Origin of the sequence: Pseudomonas gingeri, from assembly GCF_013386115.1 — a bacterium.
GTDB classification, from domain to species: Bacteria; Pseudomonadota; Gammaproteobacteria; order Pseudomonadales; family Pseudomonadaceae; genus Aquipseudomonas; species Aquipseudomonas gingeri.
In genome coordinates this window covers 359,481-379,087 of the sequence record NZ_JACAOR010000010.1, presented here as the reverse complement: position 1 = coordinate 379,087, position 19,607 = coordinate 359,481, and the positions used below count along the sequence as shown (strand labels likewise).

The 19,607-nt window shown below is 59.8% G+C and carries 15 protein-coding genes and 2 pseudogenes; 13 read left to right on the top strand and 4 right to left on the bottom strand.

Annotated features, from left to right (window positions below; genetic code table 11):
- Positions 1-7: 7 nt before the first annotated feature.
- The 5 genes from HX881_RS20665 to HX881_RS20645 all read left to right on the top strand — a co-directional run bounded on the left by HX881_RS20665 (position 8) and on the right by HX881_RS20645 (position 6,606).
- Positions 8-697: a beta/alpha barrel domain-containing protein gene (locus HX881_RS20665; RefSeq protein WP_017128903.1), complete on the top strand. Its 690-nt coding sequence runs from the start codon at positions 8-10 to the stop codon at positions 695-697.
- Positions 694-2,067, top strand: a complete 1,374-nt coding sequence (locus HX881_RS20660; protein ID WP_218171739.1) for an NCS2 family permease — start codon at positions 694-696, stop codon at positions 2,065-2,067. The genes HX881_RS20665 and HX881_RS20660 overlap by 4 nt, the downstream gene beginning before the upstream one ends.
- 133 nt (positions 2,068-2,200) lie before the next feature.
- Positions 2,201-4,372, top strand: a complete 2,172-nt coding sequence (locus HX881_RS20655) for a TonB-dependent siderophore receptor (RefSeq protein WP_177086327.1) — start codon at positions 2,201-2,203, stop codon at positions 4,370-4,372.
- On the top strand, positions 4,372-5,466 hold the full coding sequence (locus tag HX881_RS20650) for an esterase-like activity of phytase family protein (protein WP_177086325.1): 1,095 nt from the start codon (positions 4,372-4,374) through the stop codon (positions 5,464-5,466). Before HX881_RS20655 ends, HX881_RS20650 begins: the two co-directional genes overlap by 1 nt.
- Before the next feature lie 36 nt (positions 5,467-5,502).
- Positions 5,503-6,606 (top strand): nucleoside hydrolase, encoded by a 1,104-nt coding sequence (locus HX881_RS20645; protein WP_177086324.1) that lies wholly within the window; start codon positions 5,503-5,505, stop codon positions 6,604-6,606.
- Between the two features lie 94 nt (positions 6,607-6,700).
- On the opposite strand, the pseudogene HX881_RS20640 reads toward HX881_RS20645, so the two are convergent.
- Positions 6,701-6,961 (bottom strand): annotated as a pseudogene (locus tag HX881_RS20640) (winged helix-turn-helix transcriptional regulator); the annotation flags it as partial.
- On the opposite strand from HX881_RS20640, the pseudogene HX881_RS20635 reads away from it, so the two are divergent.
- Positions 6,920-7,240 (top strand): annotated as a pseudogene (locus tag HX881_RS20635) (SDR family NAD(P)-dependent oxidoreductase); the annotation flags it as partial. The pseudogenes HX881_RS20640 and HX881_RS20635 overlap by 42 nt on opposite strands.
- Positions 7,241-7,410: 170 nt before the next feature.
- Here HX881_RS20635 and HX881_RS20630 read toward each other — a convergent pair.
- Positions 7,411-7,863: a winged helix-turn-helix transcriptional regulator gene (locus tag HX881_RS20630; RefSeq protein WP_042936887.1), complete on the bottom strand. Its 453-nt coding sequence runs from the start codon at positions 7,861-7,863 to the stop codon at positions 7,411-7,413.
- A 183-nt stretch (positions 7,864-8,046) separates the two neighbouring features.
- Here HX881_RS20630 and HX881_RS20625 point away from each other — a divergent pair, with 183 nt between their 5' ends.
- Both HX881_RS20625 and HX881_RS20620 read left to right on the top strand, forming a co-directional pair.
- On the top strand, positions 8,047-8,985 hold the full coding sequence (locus HX881_RS20625; RefSeq protein WP_177086322.1) for an SDR family oxidoreductase: 939 nt from the start codon (positions 8,047-8,049) through the stop codon (positions 8,983-8,985).
- Between the two features lie 27 nt (positions 8,986-9,012).
- Complete coding sequence (locus HX881_RS20620) at positions 9,013-9,633, top strand: NADPH-dependent F420 reductase (protein ID WP_177086320.1); 621 nt, start codon at positions 9,013-9,015, stop codon at positions 9,631-9,633.
- Positions 9,634-10,061: 428 nt separating this feature from the next.
- Here HX881_RS20620 and HX881_RS20615 read toward each other — a convergent pair whose 3' ends face one another.
- The gene (locus HX881_RS20615) at positions 10,062-11,156 is read right to left on the bottom strand and encodes an extracellular solute-binding protein (RefSeq protein WP_177086318.1); all 1,095 of its coding nucleotides are present in this window, start codon (positions 11,154-11,156) and stop codon (positions 10,062-10,064) included.
- Between the two features lie 114 nt (positions 11,157-11,270).
- The gene (locus HX881_RS20610; protein WP_177086317.1) at positions 11,271-12,158 is read right to left on the bottom strand and encodes a LysR substrate-binding domain-containing protein; all 888 of its coding nucleotides are present in this window, start codon (positions 12,156-12,158) and stop codon (positions 11,271-11,273) included.
- Between the two features lie 112 nt (positions 12,159-12,270).
- Between HX881_RS20610 and HX881_RS20605 the strand changes: the two genes are divergently transcribed.
- The 5 genes from HX881_RS20605 (at position 12,271) to HX881_RS20585 (ending at position 19,600) form a co-directional block, all read left to right on the top strand.
- Entirely contained in the window at positions 12,271-13,617 is a 1,347-nt protein-coding gene (locus tag HX881_RS20605) for an NAD(P)/FAD-dependent oxidoreductase (protein WP_177086315.1), read from the top strand.
- 47 nt (positions 13,618-13,664) lie between these two features.
- Positions 13,665-15,218: an aldehyde dehydrogenase family protein gene (locus tag HX881_RS20600; protein WP_177086313.1), complete on the top strand. Its 1,554-nt coding sequence runs from the start codon at positions 13,665-13,667 to the stop codon at positions 15,216-15,218.
- The gene (locus HX881_RS20595; protein WP_218171738.1) at positions 15,215-16,594 is read left to right on the top strand and encodes a flavin monoamine oxidase family protein; all 1,380 of its coding nucleotides are present in this window, start codon (positions 15,215-15,217) and stop codon (positions 16,592-16,594) included. The genes HX881_RS20600 and HX881_RS20595 overlap by 4 nt, the downstream gene beginning before the upstream one ends.
- A 184-nt stretch (positions 16,595-16,778) precedes the next feature.
- Positions 16,779-18,065, top strand: a complete 1,287-nt coding sequence (gabT, locus tag HX881_RS20590) for a 4-aminobutyrate--2-oxoglutarate transaminase (protein WP_177086311.1) — start codon at positions 16,779-16,781, stop codon at positions 18,063-18,065.
- Between the two features lie 68 nt (positions 18,066-18,133).
- Positions 18,134-19,600 (top strand): NAD-dependent succinate-semialdehyde dehydrogenase, encoded by a 1,467-nt coding sequence (locus HX881_RS20585; RefSeq protein WP_343054793.1) that lies wholly within the window; start codon positions 18,134-18,136, stop codon positions 19,598-19,600.
- Positions 19,601-19,607 lie beyond the last annotated feature (7 nt).

The window sequence follows — 19,607 nt, the reverse complement described above, 5'->3', positions numbered from 1 at the left end:
ACTACTTATGAGCAATTCTGGATTTCTGGCTCCGGCCTTCATCACTTTCACCGGCGTTGACAGCGACGCGTTGATTCCCGGCATGCGTGCGCTATCGGAGCAATATCCGATCGAATGGGGCGTGCTGATCGACCCGGCGCGACTCGACAACAGGCTGTTTCCGGATGCCGAGACCGTCGATCGCATACGGTGCAGCGGTTTGCGTCTGTCGGCTCACATCTGTGGCGTACCGGCGGCACTGATCGCCAGCGGCGGCGAGCCGGATCTGAATCTGGATGGGTTTTCCCGGCTACAGATCAATCATGGTTTCAGTGGCAGTAACGGCCAGCAGATCGAGCACTGTATGCGTTTCGCTTCCCGCCACGGCATGCGGGCGGCCCTGCAATGTCAGGCCGCGTTCCCCGAGGTGTCCGGCGTCGACTGGCTTTACGATGTTTCATTTGGCACAGGCATGCAGCCGGAGCAGTGGATCGCGCTCAAGGGGGATATTCCGTTCTGCGGCTATTCCGGCGGTCTCAATCCGCAGAATGTACGCAGCGTGCTGCAACAGCTCGACCTGGGTTGCGGCAGCGCCTACTGGATCGACATGGAGTCAGGCGTGCGCAGCCATGGCCGTTTCGACCTGGCCAAGTGTGAGGACGTATGCCGCGCGGTGTATGGGCCGCTGGCGGTTGAACTGCCCAAGGTGGCGATGTGAATCGCGGGCCTGCCAGCATTGCAGCCGCTGCACCGCGTCCTGAGGCGTGGCGCAGGTATTTCCGTCTGGCGGAGCATGGCAGCACGGTGCGGCGCGAGCTGTTGGCGGGCCTGACCACTTTTACCACCATGGCCTACATTATCGTGCTCAATCCGGCCATTCTGGCGCCTACCGGTATCGCCCAGGCGGACCTGCTCTGGGCGACAGTGATCGCGACAGTGGCCGGCACGCTGCTGATGGGCCTGTGGGCCAACCTGCCCATCGGTCTGGCGCCAGGGATGGGCAGTAATGTCGTGTTCGCCCAGGTGCTGGTGAGCAAGATGGGCGTGTCCTGGCAGATCGGTCTGGCCATGGTGTTCTGCAATGGCCTGCTGTTTTTCCTGCTGTCCATGAGTCGCTGGCGCCAACGCATCATCGAAGGCTTTCCTGAACCGATAAAACGGGGCATCGGCTTGTCCATTGGCGGTTTTATCGCCTGGCTTGGCTTGAGTAATTGTGGGGTCATATACAACTTGCCAGGCGGCGGGATGACCATCGGGCCTCTTGGTCAGCCGGCGCAATTACTGGCGTTGGCAGGATTGCTGCTGACGCCTGCGTTGCTGACCCTGCGCGTACCCTGTGCACTGCTGTTGGGAATGGTCGCAGTCAGTGTGGCTGGCCTGTTCGTGCCCGGTAGTGACGGCGCGCCTTTGACCGCCACGCCACAAGCTGTTTTCGCGCTGCCGCCGTTCAATCCGCAGATGCTCTTTGCCTTCGATTTGCACGGCTTCTTTACGCACTTTTCAGTGCTTTTGCCGGTGACCCTGTATTTCCTTGTTTCTGAGTTCTTTTCCGGCACCGCTACCTTATTCGCCGTTACCCGGCGGGCCAATCTGCAAGCGCCGGGGCTGGATATTCCCAATGCCCGTGCCGCCTTTTCCAGTGATGCGCTAAGCAGTGTGATCGGCGCCGTCGTGGGGACTACGACGGTGACCGCCTACGTGGAGTCGGTCGCCGGTGTGGAGGCCGGAGGGCGTACGGGGCTGACGGCCCTGGTGGTGGCGGGGCTGTTTGCCGTATCGATTCTGTTCTGGCCATTGATCCATTGCGTCCCGGCACAGGCGAGTGCCGTCGCCTTGGTGGTGGTGGGTTTTTTGATGCTCAGATCCATGGGCGATCTGGACTTCACGCAGGCAGAAAGTGCAATTCCCCCGGTGTTGATGTTGTTGGTAACCCTGGTCACGACGGACCTGATGGCGGGTATGGCCATCGGCTGTTTTATCTACACGCTGATCGTGCTGGCGCGGCGGCAGTGGGCTCGATTGACGGCGATTCTGATCGGACTGGACGGCGTGTTCGCCTTTTATCTGTGGGTGAAAGAGGCGCTCTGAGCGTGCTGTAGACGTTTTTTTGCAACCGGCTTTATTCATGATGGCGGCAAATCCTGATTTTGCTGTTACGGGTTCCTGCGCCTCGTGAAAAGCCACAACCACTTATTTGTCGGTATTTGTTGGGAGACAGGACATGGCTTATCAGGCAGGCAAATCGAAGCGGGTGTTGTATTGTGCGGGCGCTCTCTGTGCCGGACTGGGCGGTTTCGCGCTGACACCTCTTGCTCAGGCAGCCAGTGAGCAGGCCAGTGGCGAGACGGTGGTGCTGCCGGAGGTTCAGGTCTCGGCGTCATCGCCCGGTACGGACGCCCCGGTGAAGTCGCTGCGGCGGGTGACCGCCAACGGCGCGCTTGGCAGCACGGCGGAGATCGACACGCCTTTCTCGTTGAAGACAGTCGACGCCAGGGATATTCGCGAACGACAGGCGTCGAGCATCGACGAAGTGCTGGCAGGGGATAGCTCGGTGCGTCAAACCGCCGGTGCTGTCGTCGGCGTCGTCTCCTACGTGTCCGTGCGCGGCCTGCTGCTGGATCAGGTCAACGGTTATAAGGTCGACGGGCTGAGCTACATCAACCGCGCGGAACTCCCCCTGGAAATGGTTGACCAGGTGCAGGTGCTCAAGGGGTTGTCGGGCTTCATGTACGGTTTTGGTTCACCGGGCGGCGTGGTCAATTACCAGCTCAAACGTCCCACCGACAACCCTGTGCTCGACTTCGGCGCGCGCTACAAGTCCGATGGCGTGTTCTCGGAAAGCGTCGATAACGGCGGCCGCTTTGGGCCCGAGCAGCGTTTCGGCTACCGTGTCAATGCCGTGCACGAAGGCGGTGATACTTATGTCGATGGCGGTCATGTGCGCCGTGATTCAGGGGGGCTGGCGCTGGATGCGCGTCTGACCGACAGCTTCACCTGGGACTTCGATGCGTTGCAATCGACACGTCTGGCCAAGGGTGTCTACTACGGTATCTTCCCGGGTGCCGGTGTAAGTATCCCCCATACCATCCCAGGCGATAGCAAACTCGCCGAAGACGGTTCGTATTTCCGCACGCGGACGTCCCTGGCAACCACCGGCTTCAAGTGGGAGCTGTCGCCTGAATGGACGGCCAATGTGCATTACCGCTATGGCGAGCAATACACCGGCTGGCGCGAAGGCAGCCTGAACCTGCTCAATAATAACGGCAGCTATCGCATCGCCCAGTCGGCGCAACTGGAAACCTTTACCTCCGACCAGCTGCAGGCCTCCCTGGAAGGCAGTTTCCAAACCGGGCCGTTCTATCACAAGCTGGTGGTCGGGGCGTCGTCCCTGGACATTCTGCAGCGCCGCGACGCCAATGCGGCAAGTGCGACTATCAACGGTGGCAACCTGTACGACCCGGTTGATCTGTCCGGTTACTCCATCAGTACCGCAGGGCACAATCGTCATCGATTCCTCAATATCGATGAGGACGCCGCCTTTGTCGCTGACACCATCGACCTGACCGAGCAATGGTCGATTATCGCCGGCTGGCGCTACACCGATTTCCAGCAAAAAAACTACGACCGCAACACTGGCGTACAACTGGTCGGGGCGGCGGGTGACTATCAGGAGAAAAAGGTCACGCCGACTTACGCCCTGATGTATCGCCCGTGGAAAGACACCACGATCTATACCAGCTATGTGGAGTCCCTGGAGAAGGGCGGCGTGGCCAGTATCAGCAACTCCAACTACGGCGAAGTGTTTGCGCCCATCGAGAGCAAGCAGTACGAATTGGGGATCAAGACCCAGGGGCAGGGTTGGAACACCACGGCGGCGCTGTTTCAGATCGACCGAGGGGCACAGTACACCGACAGCACCAACGCGTTCCGTCAGCAAGGCAATGTCCGTTACAAAGGGGCCGAGCTGGGCGGTGAGGTCAGCCTGGCCAGCGAGTGGACGCTCTCTGCCAACGCCCTGTGGCTTGATTCGAAATACCATGCAGTGCCTGGCCTCGAAGGCCACAATGCGGCGGGTGTGTCGGATTTCCAGGCTGCCAGTCGTATTCGCTATGCCCCCGGTGCCTTGCAGGGTTGGGCATTCAGTCTGGGAGCCAATTACTACTCGAGCTATGACTTCAATGCGGCCAATACTCTCAAGGTCGATGGCTACACTTTGTTCGACGTCGGCGCCCAGTACCAGACCAGGCTGTTCGGCAAGAGAACCACCCTCAATGCCGTGGTCAATAACCTGACCAATGAGCAGTACTGGGTGACCTACAGCTCCTCCTCGCCGAGCCTGATGCAGGGCGCGCCGCGCAATGTGGCGCTGAGCTTGAGTGTGGAAACCTTCTGATGCGCGCCCGATCGGTGTTTGTAGCGTTATTGCTTGGGGGCGCTCAACTGTTCGCGCTCCCTGTGAACGCGGTGTCGGCCCCGGAAATCATCGATCTGGTTGACTTGCCAGCTGGCCTGCGCGTAGGTGGTACCGTAGTGGGCGGACTTTCTGGCCTGGACTATGACCCTGGGCAGGATCGCTGGTATTTCATTACCGATGAGCATTCTCTCGATGGCGCCGGCCGCCTTTACAGCGGCTCATTGAAAAGGCACGGCAGGCGCCATGACCTGAAGCTGAATGCGACCTGGCCGTTAAGCGACTGCAAAGGCCAGAACTATGTGCCGCTAAGCCAGAACGGACCGGTTTCTGACGGTGAGGCTGTGCGCGTGGACCCGCAAGGCGGGCTGCTGTGGTCCTCGGAAGGCTATTACAAGCGTGGCATCGGCCCATCGATCAGTTTCTCCGACAAGCGCGGCAGATGCACGGCCGAACTCTCGTTGCCGAGGCCTCTGCAACGAGATCCGGCAGGCCGCAGCGGCCCGCGCAGCAACAAATCATTCGAAGGGCTGACGTTCGATCCGGGGGGCCAGTCGTTCTGGGTGTCGGTCGAAGATGCACTGCTGCAGGACGGTCCACTGTCGAGCCTGCAGCAGGGCGGCCTGACCCGTCTGTCACGGCTGGATCGCCAGGGCAATCTCCTGCAACAGTTTGCCTATCGTCTCGACCCGATCCAGGCACCGGGCGTGGGTGGGATTGCCGACAACGGCATCAGCGAAATCCTCCTGGATGGTTCCAGCGACATGTTGGTGCTGGAGCGTTCCGGGGCGAAGAACAAAGCGGGCGCATTCGATTTTCGCTGTCGGCTGTACCGGGTCTCGCTGGAGGGGGGTACGGATATCTCGAACATCAGCCGCCTGGCCGAGGCGCAGGTCAAGCCGCTGAGCAAGACACTGGTGTTCGACTTCGGTCGACAACTGTCACTCAGGCCCTATAACTTCGAAGGCATGGCCTGGGGGCCGCGCTTGCCGGATGGGCGGCGGTTGCTGGTGATGGTGTCCGACAATGGTTTCGAGACGGTCAATACCAAACTGCTGTTGCTAGCCGTGCCCTGAGTTGCGGAGATAGCCAGCGTGTATGAGGAACGGGTGATGATGATTCAACGCAACGGGCTACGTACATTTCACACCCTGGCATTGCTGCTGGCGTTATCACTCTTCGGTGCGATGACTGATGCCGCCACTGCCAAGCGCAGGATCATCGTCGATCAGGATGCCTGGGGGCCTGCCGGCTCCAATCTCAAGTCCCTGCTGATGCTGCTTTATGCGCCGGATGTCGAAGTACTGGGTTTTACCGTGTCCAGTGGTGATGGCTGGCGCGACGAGAATGTCGCCAGCCTGTTGCGTCTGTTGGAGGTGGTCGGGCGCACGGACGTGCCGGTGTATCCGGGTGCCGTATTTCCATTGGTGAACAGCGAGGTTCGCACCCGCCGCTGGGAAGCCCTCTATGGGCCGCTGGTCTACAAGGGCGCATGGAGCACGGGTGTGGCGGGCAAGCACCCGCAAACCCCGTTCGAGATTCCCGCTTTTGCCCAGGGCTTGCCCCACGCCCAGCCGGCCGCCCAGAGTGCTGCGCAGTTCATGGTAGACATGGTGCGCAGATATCCTGGCGAAGTGACAATCTGGTCTGGCGGGCCGCTGACCAATGTGGCACTGGCTGCGCGACTAGACCCGCAGTTCGCCGCCCAGGCCAGGGAACTGGTATTCATGGGAGGCAGTTTTTTGCCCGAGCCTGCGAACAACACCTTCGCCGACGAATACCGGCAGACACCCCGCCAGGAGTTCAATATGCGTTTTGATCCGGAGGCGGCATCCCTGGTCCTGCACGAACCCTGGCGGCGGATTACCCAGATCCCGGTGGATCCTTCCACGCGCACCCTGTGGAGCAAGGATGACGACGAAGAAATTGCCCGCACCGGATCCGAACTTGGCCAATACCTGAAAAAGTACGACCAGCCGCTACCCATGTGGGATGAAATTGCCGCCGGGGTTTGGCTGGATCCTTCATTGATCCGGCACCGAATGACGGTACTGGTCGATATCGATACCAGTTTTACTGCGGGCTACGGCAACACGCTGTCCTGGCCACAAGGCAAGGGGCCAGGTTTGGGCGAACGTGCTGTGGAGGTGATCACTGACGTCGATGTACCGGGCCTGATGGGGCAGGTGAAGACGCTGTTGAAGGCCGTCCGTTGATCTGGCATGCAAACGTCTGGTCAGTTGCGATGTCCGCCTACCGCCCTCCAAGAATGCGCGGCGTCGTCCGACTCGGCAGTTCTTCAGTATTCTGCTAGGACAAAGCGTCGCGCTTGGCGAAGATACTTGCCATTTGCGCCGCGTTCTCGGTTCCCCAGGTGCACAGCGGCACAATCGCTTCAGCCAGGCTGCGACCGAGCGAGGTCAGCGCGTAGTCCACGCGAGGTGGCACTTCCTTGTAGTCGGTCCGCATCAGGACTTGATCGGCTTCCAGATCCTTCAATTGCTGGATCAGCACCTTGTCGCTGACGCCCGGGATCAGGCGCTTGAGCTCGCCGTAGCGCTTCGGGCCGTTGCCCGCGCAGTGAAGGGCTCTGTCTCCGATCAGGCCGACCTCGACCGACTTTACGCGACGGTGAAAGCTGAGCGCGGAACTCTCGATATTCTCTTCGCCAATGCCGGAGCGGGAAGCCAGCTTGCGCTCGGCAAGATCACCGCCGAGCATATTGACGAAACCTTCGACACCAATATGAAGGGGACGATTTTTACTGTCCAGAAAGCGCTGCCGCTGATGGGGCAGGGTGGTTCGATCATCCTGACCGGGTCGAGCGCCGGCACCACGGGCGCCCCAGGCCCAGGCGCTCCCATCGATTGTTCGGCGCGTCGTAGGACCCGGTAAACCCAGGGAGACACCATTCAATGTTGCCCTGGCTGCGTTGATGCAGAAGCTTGTCCTCCCCCAAGCGTCCTGCCGGGGGTGGCATCTGGTTTGTGCGCCGTGACAGGGCGCGTTTGCCGTCTTGTTCATCCCCCGCTCTCAGGAAAGATGCACCCGCCATTGCGCACCAGTTCCTTCACTTCCTCACTCACCTGCACGGGGTTTTGACTTAATCGAGCAATAAACGCCTCGCGGTGTCGCACGTACGACTTCGGATCATGCTTCGCGCTCCAGAGCACAATGCTGATCACAACTGGAATGAGGTCCAGGCCCTTCTCGGTCAACGTGTAAAAGTCCTTGCGCTTGTCATCGGGGCTAGGCGCCTTCGACAGAACGCCTTGCTCCTCAAGAAAGGCCAGTCGGGAAGCAAGAACGTTGGTCGCGATTCTCTCTTCCGATTTCAGGAAGTCGCCATACGTCTTCTTTCCAACAAAAACGATGTCGCGAATGATCAGGAGCGACCATCGGTCGCCGAAAATCTCCACGCCGTAGTTCACCGCGCAGTGGGATCGAAAGTCTTCTTTCAAGGTTGTCTTCATGACGGCGATCTTAGCATTGCTTGCATGGCGCAAGTAAAATTCAATAGATCACTTGCGTTTTACAAGTGATCAGCTCAGCATGGATCGTGTGCTGAATGAGTTCGTCGGGTCGCACCCGCAGCCTTGGCTGAGCGTTCCCGTATCACCATTTCTCGCACCCCATCACGCATATGGAGTCATGACATGCACGTTTTAGTCACTGGCGGAACCGGTCACATCGGTTCGTACATCATTCCCGAGCTCATCGCCGCCGGCCACGAGGTCACCGGCCTGGCCCGGTCCGACAAGTCCGCGGCTGCACTGATCGCACTCGGCGCCAAGGTGCGTCGCGGGGATATTTCCGACCTCGATGGTCTCAAGGCTGCGGCGGCGGAGGTTGACGGCGTTATTCACGTTGCGCACCGGCAAGACCTGCTCCCCATTGGCGGGATCGACGCCGTGGCCGCTGCGGAACTCCAGATCATGCTCGCGTACGGCGAGGCGCTGGCGGGAAGCGGCAAGCCGCTGGTCGTGTCGGGGAGCATTGGCGGGCCCGGGTGGGAAAAGCTGGGCCGACCAGCCACCGAGGAAGACCCGTCACTTCCCGGCGGCGATGCGTACAAGGGGACGTTGCGGGTTCGCAACATCGTCGAAACCACCGTGATCGGCCTCGCGGAGCGGGGCGTGCGGTCGTCGATCGTGCGCATTCCTACGATCGCGCACAGCACCACCGACGTCGCCTTCCTTCCGCTGTTGATCGGGCTGGCGAAGGAAAAGGGCGTCATCGGTTACCCGGGAGAAGGCGCGAACCTGTGGCCTGCCGTACACGCCCGTGACCTCGCCATCTTGTTCCGCCTGGCGCTGGAGAAGGGGGAGGCTGGCAAATATTGGCACGGGGTCGAGAGTGAGGGCATCCGGTTCCGCGAGATCGCCGAGGCCATTGGCAGCCGCCTGGGCGTGCCGGCCGTGAGCATTCCCGCGGACGTACTGATGCTGCCGGGATATTTTGGGTTCCTCGCGAATCTGGTCACCCTGGACCTCCCGGCGTCCAACCTGATCACCCGCCAGACCCTCGGCTGGGAGCCTGCTCAACCCGGCCTGCTCGAGGACCTGGACAACGGCCACTACTTCCCTGCCCGCTGAGTACTCCCATTCACGAGGAAACTACACATGAACACTATCAGCATCATTGGCTCAGGAGGCATGGCCGCGGCGATCGCCGGTCGTACCGCCAAGGCGGGATACACGGTTGAGGTGGTCAGCCGCGACGCCGCCAAGGCGCAGGCGCTGGCCGCCAAGCTCGCAGCCGGAGCGATCACAGGGACGTACGGAGCCACTCCGGCCGGCGACATCGTCATCCTCGCCGTGCCGTACACCGTTGCGGCGTCGGTGGTGGCCGATTACGGGGACGCGCTCGATGGCAAGGTGATCATCGACATCACCAACACGGTCTCCCCGGACCTCACGCGCCTCGTCTCTCCCGCCGGTAGTTCCGGTGCGCAGGAGATCGCCAGGATCGTCCCCGCCAGCGCGCATGTCGTGAAGGCATTCAACACCCTTTTCGGTCACGTCCTTGCCAAGCGGGGACGCCTCGACACGTTCATCGCCGCCGACGACCCGGAGGCCAAGGCGCGCGTCTCGACGTTCATCGAGAGTCTTGGGCTGCGCCCGTTGGATGTCGGCGGCCTGCACATGGCCCAGACACTCGAGGCGCTCGGCCTGATGATGATCGGCCTGGCGAAAAACGGTGCCGGCACTTGGGATATCGCCTTGAACGTCGACATCGGCTGAAACGTCGACACCCGTCCTCGGATCGATGCTCGACACCTTGAAGCGAGACGATATTCTCCTGGGTGATACCTGCTACACCACCTATTTTCTGGCACACCATCTGATCCGGATGATCACGGCGCAACCAGCGGCATTTCGTTTGGTTAAGTAACGAGGCTGTCCCATCCCGGGCGGGTGGGCCGAACGACTTATAAATCCCACTGCCTGCCCAGGGTGTTGAGTTTTACCTGGATATTCTCGCCAGCTTGCTGGTTTCTGGGATAGCTCAATTTCGAGATTATTTGAAATTATCAATGCATCATCTAGATCGCTGTTTCTTAGGCAGAACATCAAGTTTATTGATGTTCTGCTTGTTTTTGCGTCCCTTTGGGCATGTTTTTAAAAGCAGGAGCTATAAGCGAAAAGTAGCCGGGCAAATCATGCCGGCACTATTTACTGTAGAGGCGCCGCCAGTATTGAGTCATCACGCGTACGCTCTTCAAGTCCAGTGGAGCGAAGGTGTAGAAGCTACGGATCTCTTCTTCATCCGGTGCGTAGCGCCCGTCTTTTATCGTTCGGTTCTCTTGCTGGGCTTCCTGCACAGAACTTGGATAGCTGTTGTACTCGGTGATGACCTTTGCAACGGTCGGGTCCAGCAGGTTGTTGATCCAGGCGTAGGCCTCTTCCTTGTTTTGCGCATCTTTGGGTATGCCCATCATGGTGAACCAGATAGGGGTCTGACCTTTGGGCGTGATGTAGCGGATATCCAGATTGAGCTTGTTATCCCGAATGATACGGTTGATCACCCCCGCATCGCCGCTCCACGCCATGGCGACACAGATGTCCTCTCGGGTGATCTGGTCGCGATAGGTCGAGTTGATCTGTTTGATGTCGGGCCACACTTTCCTGAGCTGCTCGTAAGCGGCCTTGTAGTCCTCTGGGTTCGTACTGTTGGGATCGCGGCCGAGGTAGGCGAGTGTCAGGGAGAATACGTCTTGAGGCGAATCTAGAAAGGAGATGCCGCACTTGGCCAGCTTCTGGGTAACTGCCGGATTGAATAGCAGGTCATAACTGTTCAGGTCGGCGTTCTCGCCCAGGATGGCTTTGACCTTTGGCACATTGACCAGCATGCCATCGGTGCCCCATAGGAAAGGCACGCCGTATTGATTGCCTTGGTCATGCGTCTGAATTTTCTTCAGAAGTTGAGCGTCAAGATGAGTCCTGTTGGGGATCTTTGACCAGTCCAAGGGCGCATACGCACCCGCCTGGATCTGCTTCACCATGTTTGATGAGGACGGGTAGACGACATCGTAGCCGGAGTGGCCGGTCAGCAACTTGCTTTCCAGGGTGTCATCGCTGTCCTGGATGTCGTAGTGCAACCGAATGTTGTTCTTTGCCGAGAAGTCGGACTGGACCGTTTGCGGAATGAGCTCGGACCAATTGAGTACGTGAAGCTGGCGTTCCTGAGCGCCAGTGCTGAACATCAGAAACATCAACGCTGTAGCGAGGGTGGCACGCAGCAGGTGGCTTTTTTTATTTTTCATCGTGTGAGCTCTCGGTTTTCGATATGAACAGAGCCTTGAGGGGTACCTCAAAACACTAGAGAGCCGCCTGGGCACGCGCAACACACAATTTTCAGAGTACGGTGTTAAGAAAAGTTATATCGAAAGGTTTTTGAGCTTTTCCAGAAGCCAAAGTCGGAAAGCCTTGGCCTCAGGTTTGAGACCGCCGGGCGGACTCAGCAGCAGGTACCCCTCCAGGCGCGCTTCGTGCCCAATCGGACGAACCAGCAGGCCCTTTTCCAGTTCATCCATCACCAGTAGCGAGTTGGTCAGGCCCACGCCTGCCCCCGAAAGAGCCAGATCAATGACCTGGTCTGCGCTGACGTAAGACATCTCGCTGCTTAATCTGGCTTTGACCCCCTGGCTATGAAACCAGTGCCTCCACCAGTACCCGTCGTCCTCGTGTAGTAGCGTCAAATTCAGCAAGTCTTTGGGGACCTGCAAGGGAGGACACTGGGCCAGGAAGTCGGGAGCGCACACCGGGAAAATGGCTGGCTGACAGAGCAGTTCAGTGGCGCCCTCGAAGTCTTCGGGATCGCCAAAGGCAATCCCCAGGTCGGTACGTTCCGCCGAGATTTGGCGAAACGAAGCGTTGGGTTCCAACGCGATACGAATACCGGGGTGGAGTGCCCGAAACTCTGGCAGTTGGTGACGCAACCATTGTCCGGCAAGACCGGGTACTACCAGCAGGCGTAACCAGCGTTGCTCGCGACGAGAGGTGAACTCATAGGAGACGTCGGCTATTTGAGTCAATGCCGAACTGACCTGTTCGAAATAGCGCCATCCGTCGGCGGTCAGCAGAACACCGCGAGGCGTTCGCTTGAACAGTGACGTGCCCAAGTACTCCTCCAGGGCTTTCACATGACGTCCGATGGCTGGTTGTGTCACATGCAGCTCATTGGCGGCTGAAACGTAGCTGCCCAGGCGAGCGGCTGCTTCGAACGCACGAACAGCGTTCAGAGGAGGAAGTCGGTGGTTCGACATGCTTGTCCAGGTGTTAGTTTTTTTAACACCCTACCACAAAAAACGCAGGTTGTTCGGGTGGGCGACCGATTCCATCCTGTCCGCAACTTGAGCTGTTGCTGACTGGAATCCGATGAGCCCGACGATCTTTCACCCGAGTTTATACGACCGCCAACACTTTCATGCCAGCTACTGGGGTGCCATGACCCCGAGGATGGCGTTCACCCCTCTGACCGGTGACACAGAGGTCGAGGTGGCGATTATCGGGGGCGGGTTGGCAGGCCTGTCCACCGCCTTTCATCTGGCCCGCGATCATCACATCGAGGCGCTGGTGCTGGAGGCCGGTGACATCGGCTGGGGGGCGAGCGGCCGCAATGCGGGCTTCAACACCCTTCCTGCCAGCAAGCTGTCTGTCGAGCAGATATTTCAACGTTGGCCAGAGCCTGACGCACGCGCGTTCTTCGACTCACAACGTGAAGGGCAGGAACTGGTCTACTCGTTGGCAAAAGAGGAGGGGTTTGATCTTCAGCGTTGCGGTAACGGCAACTTTACAGTGGCCCATTCTCCGGGTGCCTTCAGAGAGCTGATCGAGCAGTTGCCATGGCTGAGGATGGCTGCAATTCCTTGCCGAATCCTCACCCGTGATGAGTTCTCTGTCATCGGGCACGGCGGCCCTGAACAGTTTGGCGCCTTGCATGTGGAAACAGGAGGGGGTCTGAACCCTCTTGCTTTCACGCAGGGGCTTGCGCAGAGCGCGCGTCGGCACGGCGCACGAATTTGTGCCAACACGCCCATGGTGAGTTGGGAAAAACAGGGGGGGCTGCACCTCTTGCGTACACCCCATGGGGTAGTGCGTGCCCGGCAGGTGGTGTTGGCCACCAATGGCTATCGCGACGACCCTGAGCCCAAGAGCATCGCGCGACGCGTGCTTCCCGCCATTTCCAATATTCTGGTGAGCGCCCCTCTTTCGGCCCGGCAATGGGAGAGCATCGGTCTGTCTGACCGATCGCCGATGATCGATACACGCATGCTGGTGACCTACTACCGTCGTCTGCCAGATGACCGGCTTCTGCTGGGCGCGCGCAGCGATACATGGGGCGATCCGCTACATGACAACGCCATGCGCGATAGGTTGCTGAGCTTATTGGCCCGCAAGTTCCCAGACAGCGGAGTGTTGGGTGTCGATTACTTCTGGCGTGGACTGTTGACGTTGACACGCAAGTTCACCCCGACTTGGGGGCGTTCCCTGGAGGACGCGTCAGTGCTGTTCAACCTGGGTTGCTTCGGCTCAGGGATCAATACGATGCCATGGATGGGCCGCACGCTCGCACGGGCCATTGCCGGCGTGCCGCTGAGTGCGATGGAGGACTGCAAGGTCTACCGCCAATTGCCAGGACAACTCCCCAAAAGCCCTTGGTTGCAGCGTGGCGGACTGCGCCTGGCCTATTTCCATTATGCCCTTCAAGACTGTCTCAAATGAGCCCGGTCACGATAGGCACCTTTCATCATTACAAAGAGAGAGTCTGTATGACGGCAACTGCCCAATTGATGCGTGAGCGGTCGGCGCAGCATTTCATCAATGGCGATTATCAGGCTGGCCGCGGCTGCGTCAGCACCATCATCAATCCGGCGACCGAGCAGCCTGTGGGTGACTACGCCGAGGCGACGGCCGAAGAAATGGAGCAGGTCATCGCCCTGGCCAATCAGGTGCAGAAAGTCTGGTGGGCACTCAGTGCGTTGGAGCGTGCGGAGGCCTTGCACCAGGTGGCGGACAACTTGTACACGCTCAGCGCTACGGTTGGCGAATGCCTGACACGAGAAATGGGCAAGCCCTACCGCGAGGCTGAATGGGAAGTCCGTGCCTGCGCTTCAGCGCTGCGTTACTACGCCGAACTGGCACGCCAGGAGCAAGGGCGTGTTGCAGGGCCGGCCATCGCCGGGCAGTTGCACATGAGTCTGAAGGAGCCGCTGGGCACCGTGGTTTCCATCGTTCCCTACAACTTTCCCGTCCTGCTCATGGGGTGGCAGGCCGCCGCGGCGCTGGCTGCCGGCAACGCCATCATTGTCAAGCCATCCGAGCAGACCTCGCTCACGCAGCTCTTGCTGATGCCAGCGTTCGCACCTCTGCCCAGAGGCTTGATTCAGGTGCTGACCGGTGGGGCTGAGGTCGGGCGCCACCTGGTGGCGCATCCGCATACTCATGGCATTGCCTTTACCGGCAGCGTCAGCGCCGGTCAGGCGGTGGCACAAAGCGCGGCCTTGCGATTCAAACCCACGCTCATCGAAACCAGTGGCAATGACCCGTTTATCGTGATGCCTTCTGCTTGTGTGGAGACGGTGGCGCGCGCAGCCGCGTATGCGGCATTTCTCAATTGCGGACAGGTGTGCACCTCCGCCGAGCGCTTTTATGTTCACGAGCAGGTGTACGAGTCTTTCGTCCAGGCGCTGAGTGCCGAGGCCCGCAAGTTGAGAATTGGAAATGGTCTGGAGCATGTGGACATCGGGCCGCTTGCGTCAGAGCGAGAGCTCAATCGAGTAGAACGGCTCGTGGCCCAGGCCCTCGAGCAGGGCGCGCGATTAGTCTGCGGTGGGAAAAGGCCAGGCCATTTGCACCGGGGGTGGTTCTTCGAACCCACTGTGTTTGAGGTCAGGCATGACATGGACATCATGCATGGTGAGTGTTTTGGCCCGATCGCACCGATTTGCAAAGTTCGCAGTCTCGACGAGGCGATCGTGTTGGCCAATGATTCCGAGATGGGGTTGGGGGCCAGTATTTATACCGAGAACCTGGCAGAGGCCATGCGTGCGATCAACGAGATCGAATCCGGTATCGTCTGGGTCAATACCCCGCTCAATGACAACGACTGTGTACCGTTTGGTGGCCGGAAAATGACCGGCACTGGACGTGAATTGGGCGTTGAGGGGCTTGAGCAGTTCCGCCGCTCAAAAATGGTGATGATTGCACCTCGTGCGGTCGATGATCCTGAATGGTTTCCCTATCCGCAGGCTGATGCGTTTCCTGTCACGACCACCCGTGTCAGTGCTTCGGCCATCCTGGGTGCTGGAGAACTCGGCCAATGAATCGCCGTACGTTGCTCAAGCAGGCTGGCGTTGTCACGATGGTGGCGGCTTCGGCTAGGGTAGGTGGCGCCTTCGCTGGGCCGGCGCGCAAAAAAGTCATCATTGTCGGCGCGGGCGTATCGGGTCTGGCAGCAGCCAGCCAACTCGCGGCTCGAGGGTATCAGGTCACGGTATTGGAGGGGCGCGAGCGCTTGGGCGGGCGCACCTGGACCAGCGCCGTCTGGCCTGACGCGCCTGTGGATCTGGGGGCGAGCTGGATTCATGGCGTCGATGGGAATCCACTGACCACGCTCGCGCACCAGGCCGGTATCGATCTGGTGTCAACCAGCTACGACAGTACCCTTGACTACGACGTTGATGGCAAGCCTGTTGGCCCGGCACGCCAGCAACGCCTTGAACAGCTCAGGAAGGCCTATGAGCAGGCCCTGCGCAAAGCCCAGCGACAGCCCCAGGACCACTCGGTACGCGCCAGCGTTGAAGATCAGCTTGACTGGGGTGGGCTGTCGGAGCCGGACAAGGAGCTCCTCGGTTTCATCACCAACAGTACCGCAGAGCAGGAGTATGCCGGCAGTCGAGAAGAACTGTCGACGCACTGGTTCGACAGTATGGGGGGCTATCCGGGTGAGGACGCGGTGCCTGTCGGGGGGTATCGGAAACTGGTCGACTATATGGCTCGTGGCCTCGATATACGCCTGGGGCACATCGTCTCCAGCATCACCCAGGACGCTTCGGGTGTCGTTATCGTGACGTCGAAAGGCACACTGGAGGCCGACAAGGTGATCATCACTGTGCCACTGGGTGTCTTGAAGCAAAGAGCCATTGAGTTCAGACCCGCACTGCCCGAAAAAAAGCTTCAGGCGATTGCCAGACTTGGAATGGGGCACTTCAACAAGTGCTACTTGCGCTTCCCCCGTCAGTTCTGGCCGGCAGAGGATTGGCTGGAGTTCATTCCCTCGCAGGCGCAGCACGGTCAGTGGAGCCAATGGCTGAACCTGGCGCGCCTCACGGGACAGCCGGTGCTGCTGGCGTTCAATGCGGGTGAGTTCGGCGGCGCCATTGAGCACTGGAGTGATCAGCAGATGGTGACCGCTGCGATGACGCGTCTGCGGCAGGTTTTTGGTGCGAACACACCTGATCCAATCGCTTATCAGGTGACGCGCTGGAGTCAGGACCCTTTCAGTTACGGTGCCTACTCGTTCAATCGATTGGGAACGGCGGCTCACACCCGCGACGATCTGGCTGCTCCCATCGCCGGTCGCTTGTTCTTCGCCGGCGAGGCAACCCACCGAGAGATGTTCGCGACGGTGCATGGCGCCTTGTTATCCGGCAGGCGCGCGGCTCAGGAGGTCGAAAAGGGTTTTGCGGCTCAGGGGTAAGTCCAGCGCCTTTATGCCGCAGGGTAAACGACGGGCGCGGCCTGTCGTTGTCCGTGGCAGGGCTGACCGTGGTTTGCTGTATGAAAGATAGGATTTCCAGACGGCCCTCTACTATTTTTCATCCATGGTTAGCCCGATGGGGGCGATCTAGCATTCAAACATCTTCACACAAGGTGTTCTGAGCATGTCTTCCTTCCAAGCAAGTCCTCTCGCAGCGATGCGTGCCAAACATGTTTCCAACGGTGTGGCCGTTGCTCATCCCATCACGGTCAGTCGAGCCGCGGGCGCCTATATCTGGGACGACCATGGCAACAAGTATCTGGATTTCGTCGGTGGCATTGGCGTTCTGAACGTCGGTCACAACCACCCCAGGGTGGTGGAGGCCGTACGCAAGCAGTTGGAAAGCTACTCCCACGTGTGCTTCCAGGTAGCGGCCTATGAGCCATACGTGGCGCTGGCTGAGAAACTGAACGCGTTGGTATCGCCCGAGGCGTCATTCAAGTCGGTCTTTTTCACCACCGGTGCCGAGGCTGTCGAGAACGCGGTCAAGATCGCTCGAAGCCATACGGGGCGTCCGGGGGTGATTGCTTTCCGTGGCGGGTTCCATGGTCGTACGTTGCTGGGGATGACACTGACCGGTATGAGCCAACCTTACCGGCAAACGTTCGGGCCCTTTGCGCCGGACGTTTATCACACGCCTTATCCAAACCCTTATCGCGGCGTGAGCAGCGAGCAGGCACTGGCAGCCTTGCAGGAAGTCTTCGACACACAGATCGCGGCTGATCGCGTCGCTGCGATCATTATCGAACCGGTCCAGGGAGATGGCGGTTTTGTCGCGGCCCCTGTCGAGTTCATGCAGGCACTGCGCCGTCTGACTCATGAGCGCGGCATCGTGCTGATCTGCGATGAGATCCAGACCGGGTTTGGTCGTACGGGGAAGATGTTCGGCTTCCAGCACTCCGGTATCAAGCCAGACCTGGTCACTGTGGCCAAGAGCCTCGCCGGCGGCCTTCCTCTTTCGGGGGTGGTTGGACGCGCCGAATTGATGGACTCGCCCAAGCCCGGTGGCCTCGGAGGGACCTATGGGGGCAACCCGCTGGGTTGCGCCGCCGCTTTGGCCGTGCTCGACATCTTCGAGAGTGAGCAACTCGTTGCCCGCAGCCAAGCCATTGGTGAGCAGTTGGGGGATGGTTTGCGAGCACTGCAGCAACGCTTTTCGAGCATCGGTGAGGTGCGCGCCACCGGTGCGATGTGCGCGGTCGAGTTGGTGACGGACCTTGTGAGCAAGCAGCCGGATGCTGGTCTGGCGCAGCGAGTGATCGACGCGGCACGTGAACAGGGCCTTTTGCTCATCAAGTGCGGCGTCTATCGCAATGTCGTGCGTTTTCTGTGCCCGTTGGTGATCTCCGAATCGGATGTCACTCAAGCCCTGGTGAATTTTGAGGCCGCCCTGCAAGTCAGCGGTGCCTGAACCCTTGGCGGGGGGATGCCCCCGTTCATGAGCGTTCCAATGATCGATCCTGTGCGGAGAGAAATAACGTGTCGAGTAAGAATCTGGAAGCACTGACCGGTAAAGCGGCTCTATGGGTGTTGCCATCCTTGAGCGAGCGTTCGCAGCAGCTTCCCGTCTATGCGGTCGTCAACCCGGCAACCGCAAACCCCATTGCCTGGGTACCTGATTGCAAGGAGGCCGAGGCTGAGGTGGTTGCGGAGCAATCCCTGCAGGCCTTTGCGTCCTGGAAGCAAACAACGGCCTATGCTCGCAGCCAATTGCTGAGGAAATGGTTCGACCGAATGGTGGCTTCGATCGATGAGCTGGCCAAGGCCATCTCCCTGGAGATGGGTAAGCCGATCAAGGAGGCCCGTGGGGAGGTGATGTATGCCGCTGCCTTTGCCGAGTGGTATGCCGAAGAGGCCAAGCGCTTGTATGGCGAGACCTTTGCCAGTCAGTTCGAACACAAGCGCCTGTATGCGCTGCGCCAACCGGTAGGGCCCGTCTATGCAGTCACACCGTGGAATTTTCCCGCGGCGATGATCACGCGCAAGGTAGCGCCTGCGCTCGCCGCCGGTTGCACAGTGATCGTCAAGCCTGCCGAGCAATCACCGCTGACGGCGCTTTTGCTGGAGAAGTACTGGCTGGAAGTGGGTGGGGCACCGGGAACCTTTCAGGTCATTACCAGCAATCAGCCCGCGGCCGTTTCCAGCGTGTTTTTCGAGGACGCGCGCATACGCAAGCTCACCTTTACCGGCAGCACCGATGTGGGCGTGCATCTGTATCGTCAGTCGGCGTCTACCATGAAGCGGGTGTCGCTTGAATTGGGCGGACATGCTCCGTTCATTGTATTTGCCGATGCGGACATCGAGCGCGCGGCCGAAGAGATCCTGCAGTGCAAATTTCGCAACGCCGGGCAGACCTGCGTGTGCACCAATCGTATCTACGTGCACCGTTCGATCCGAGACTCGCTGGTAGCGGTACTGTCGGCCAAGGTGGCAGCACTGCGTGTCGGCGATCCTGCCCTTGAGGACACACAGATCGGTCCCCTGGTTGATGAGCAAGGGCTGCACAAAGTGCGCGAGCACGTGGACGATGCGGTCAGCCAGGGGGCACGGGTCGCCGTCGGTGGGCGGGCGTTGCAGGGGTTGTACTTCGAACCGACGGTGCTGGTCGATGTTGCACCGGGCATGCGCATCTTGCAGGAGGAGACCTTCGGCCCTGTTGCGCCCGTGCTGGTGTTCGACACGGTTGACGAGGTGGTCGCCGCCGCCAACGACACACCCTTTGGCCTGGCCGCTTATCTCTGGACCCGGGACCTGGACACGGCACACCGTGTATCCGAGGCACTGGACTACGGCATCGTTGGCATCAACGACGGAGCACCGTCGACGCCCCAAGCGCCTTTTGGCGGGGTGAAGATGAGCGGGATCGGGCGCGAAGGGGGTCAATGGGGTATCCAGGAGTATCTGGATACGAAGTTCGTATCCGTTGGCCTTGCGCCCAGAACTTGAGGATCTT

Excerpts from the sequence above, each read along its gene's own strand:
- HX881_RS20665 (WP_017128903.1), top strand. The coding sequence starts at position 8 with ATGAGCAATTCTGGATTTCTGGCTCCGGCCTTCATCACTTTCACCGGC.
- HX881_RS20655 (WP_177086327.1), top strand. The coding sequence starts at position 2,201 with ATGGCTTATCAGGCAGGCAAATCGAAGCGGGTGTTGTATTGTGCGGGC.
- HX881_RS20650 (WP_177086325.1), top strand. The coding sequence starts at position 4,372 with ATGCGCGCCCGATCGGTGTTTGTAGCGTTATTGCTTGGGGGCGCTCAA.
- HX881_RS20645 (WP_177086324.1), top strand. The coding sequence starts at position 5,503 with ATGATGATTCAACGCAACGGGCTACGTACATTTCACACCCTGGCATTG.
- HX881_RS20630 (WP_042936887.1), bottom strand. The coding sequence starts at position 7,863 with ATGAAGACAACCTTGAAAGAAGACTTTCGATCCCACTGCGCGGTGAAC.
- HX881_RS20625 (WP_177086322.1), top strand. The coding sequence starts at position 8,047 with ATGCACGTTTTAGTCACTGGCGGAACCGGTCACATCGGTTCGTACATC.
- HX881_RS20620 (WP_177086320.1), top strand. The coding sequence starts at position 9,013 with ATGAACACTATCAGCATCATTGGCTCAGGAGGCATGGCCGCGGCGATC.
- HX881_RS20615 (WP_177086318.1), bottom strand. The coding sequence starts at position 11,156 with ATGAAAAATAAAAAAAGCCACCTGCTGCGTGCCACCCTCGCTACAGCG.
- HX881_RS20610 (WP_177086317.1), bottom strand. The coding sequence starts at position 12,158 with ATGTCGAACCACCGACTTCCTCCTCTGAACGCTGTTCGTGCGTTCGAA.
- HX881_RS20605 (WP_177086315.1), top strand. The coding sequence starts at position 12,271 with ATGAGCCCGACGATCTTTCACCCGAGTTTATACGACCGCCAACACTTT.
- HX881_RS20600 (WP_177086313.1), top strand. The coding sequence starts at position 13,665 with ATGACGGCAACTGCCCAATTGATGCGTGAGCGGTCGGCGCAGCATTTC.
- HX881_RS20595 (WP_218171738.1), top strand. The coding sequence starts at position 15,215 with ATGAATCGCCGTACGTTGCTCAAGCAGGCTGGCGTTGTCACGATGGTG.
- gabT (WP_177086311.1), top strand. The coding sequence starts at position 16,779 with ATGTCTTCCTTCCAAGCAAGTCCTCTCGCAGCGATGCGTGCCAAACAT.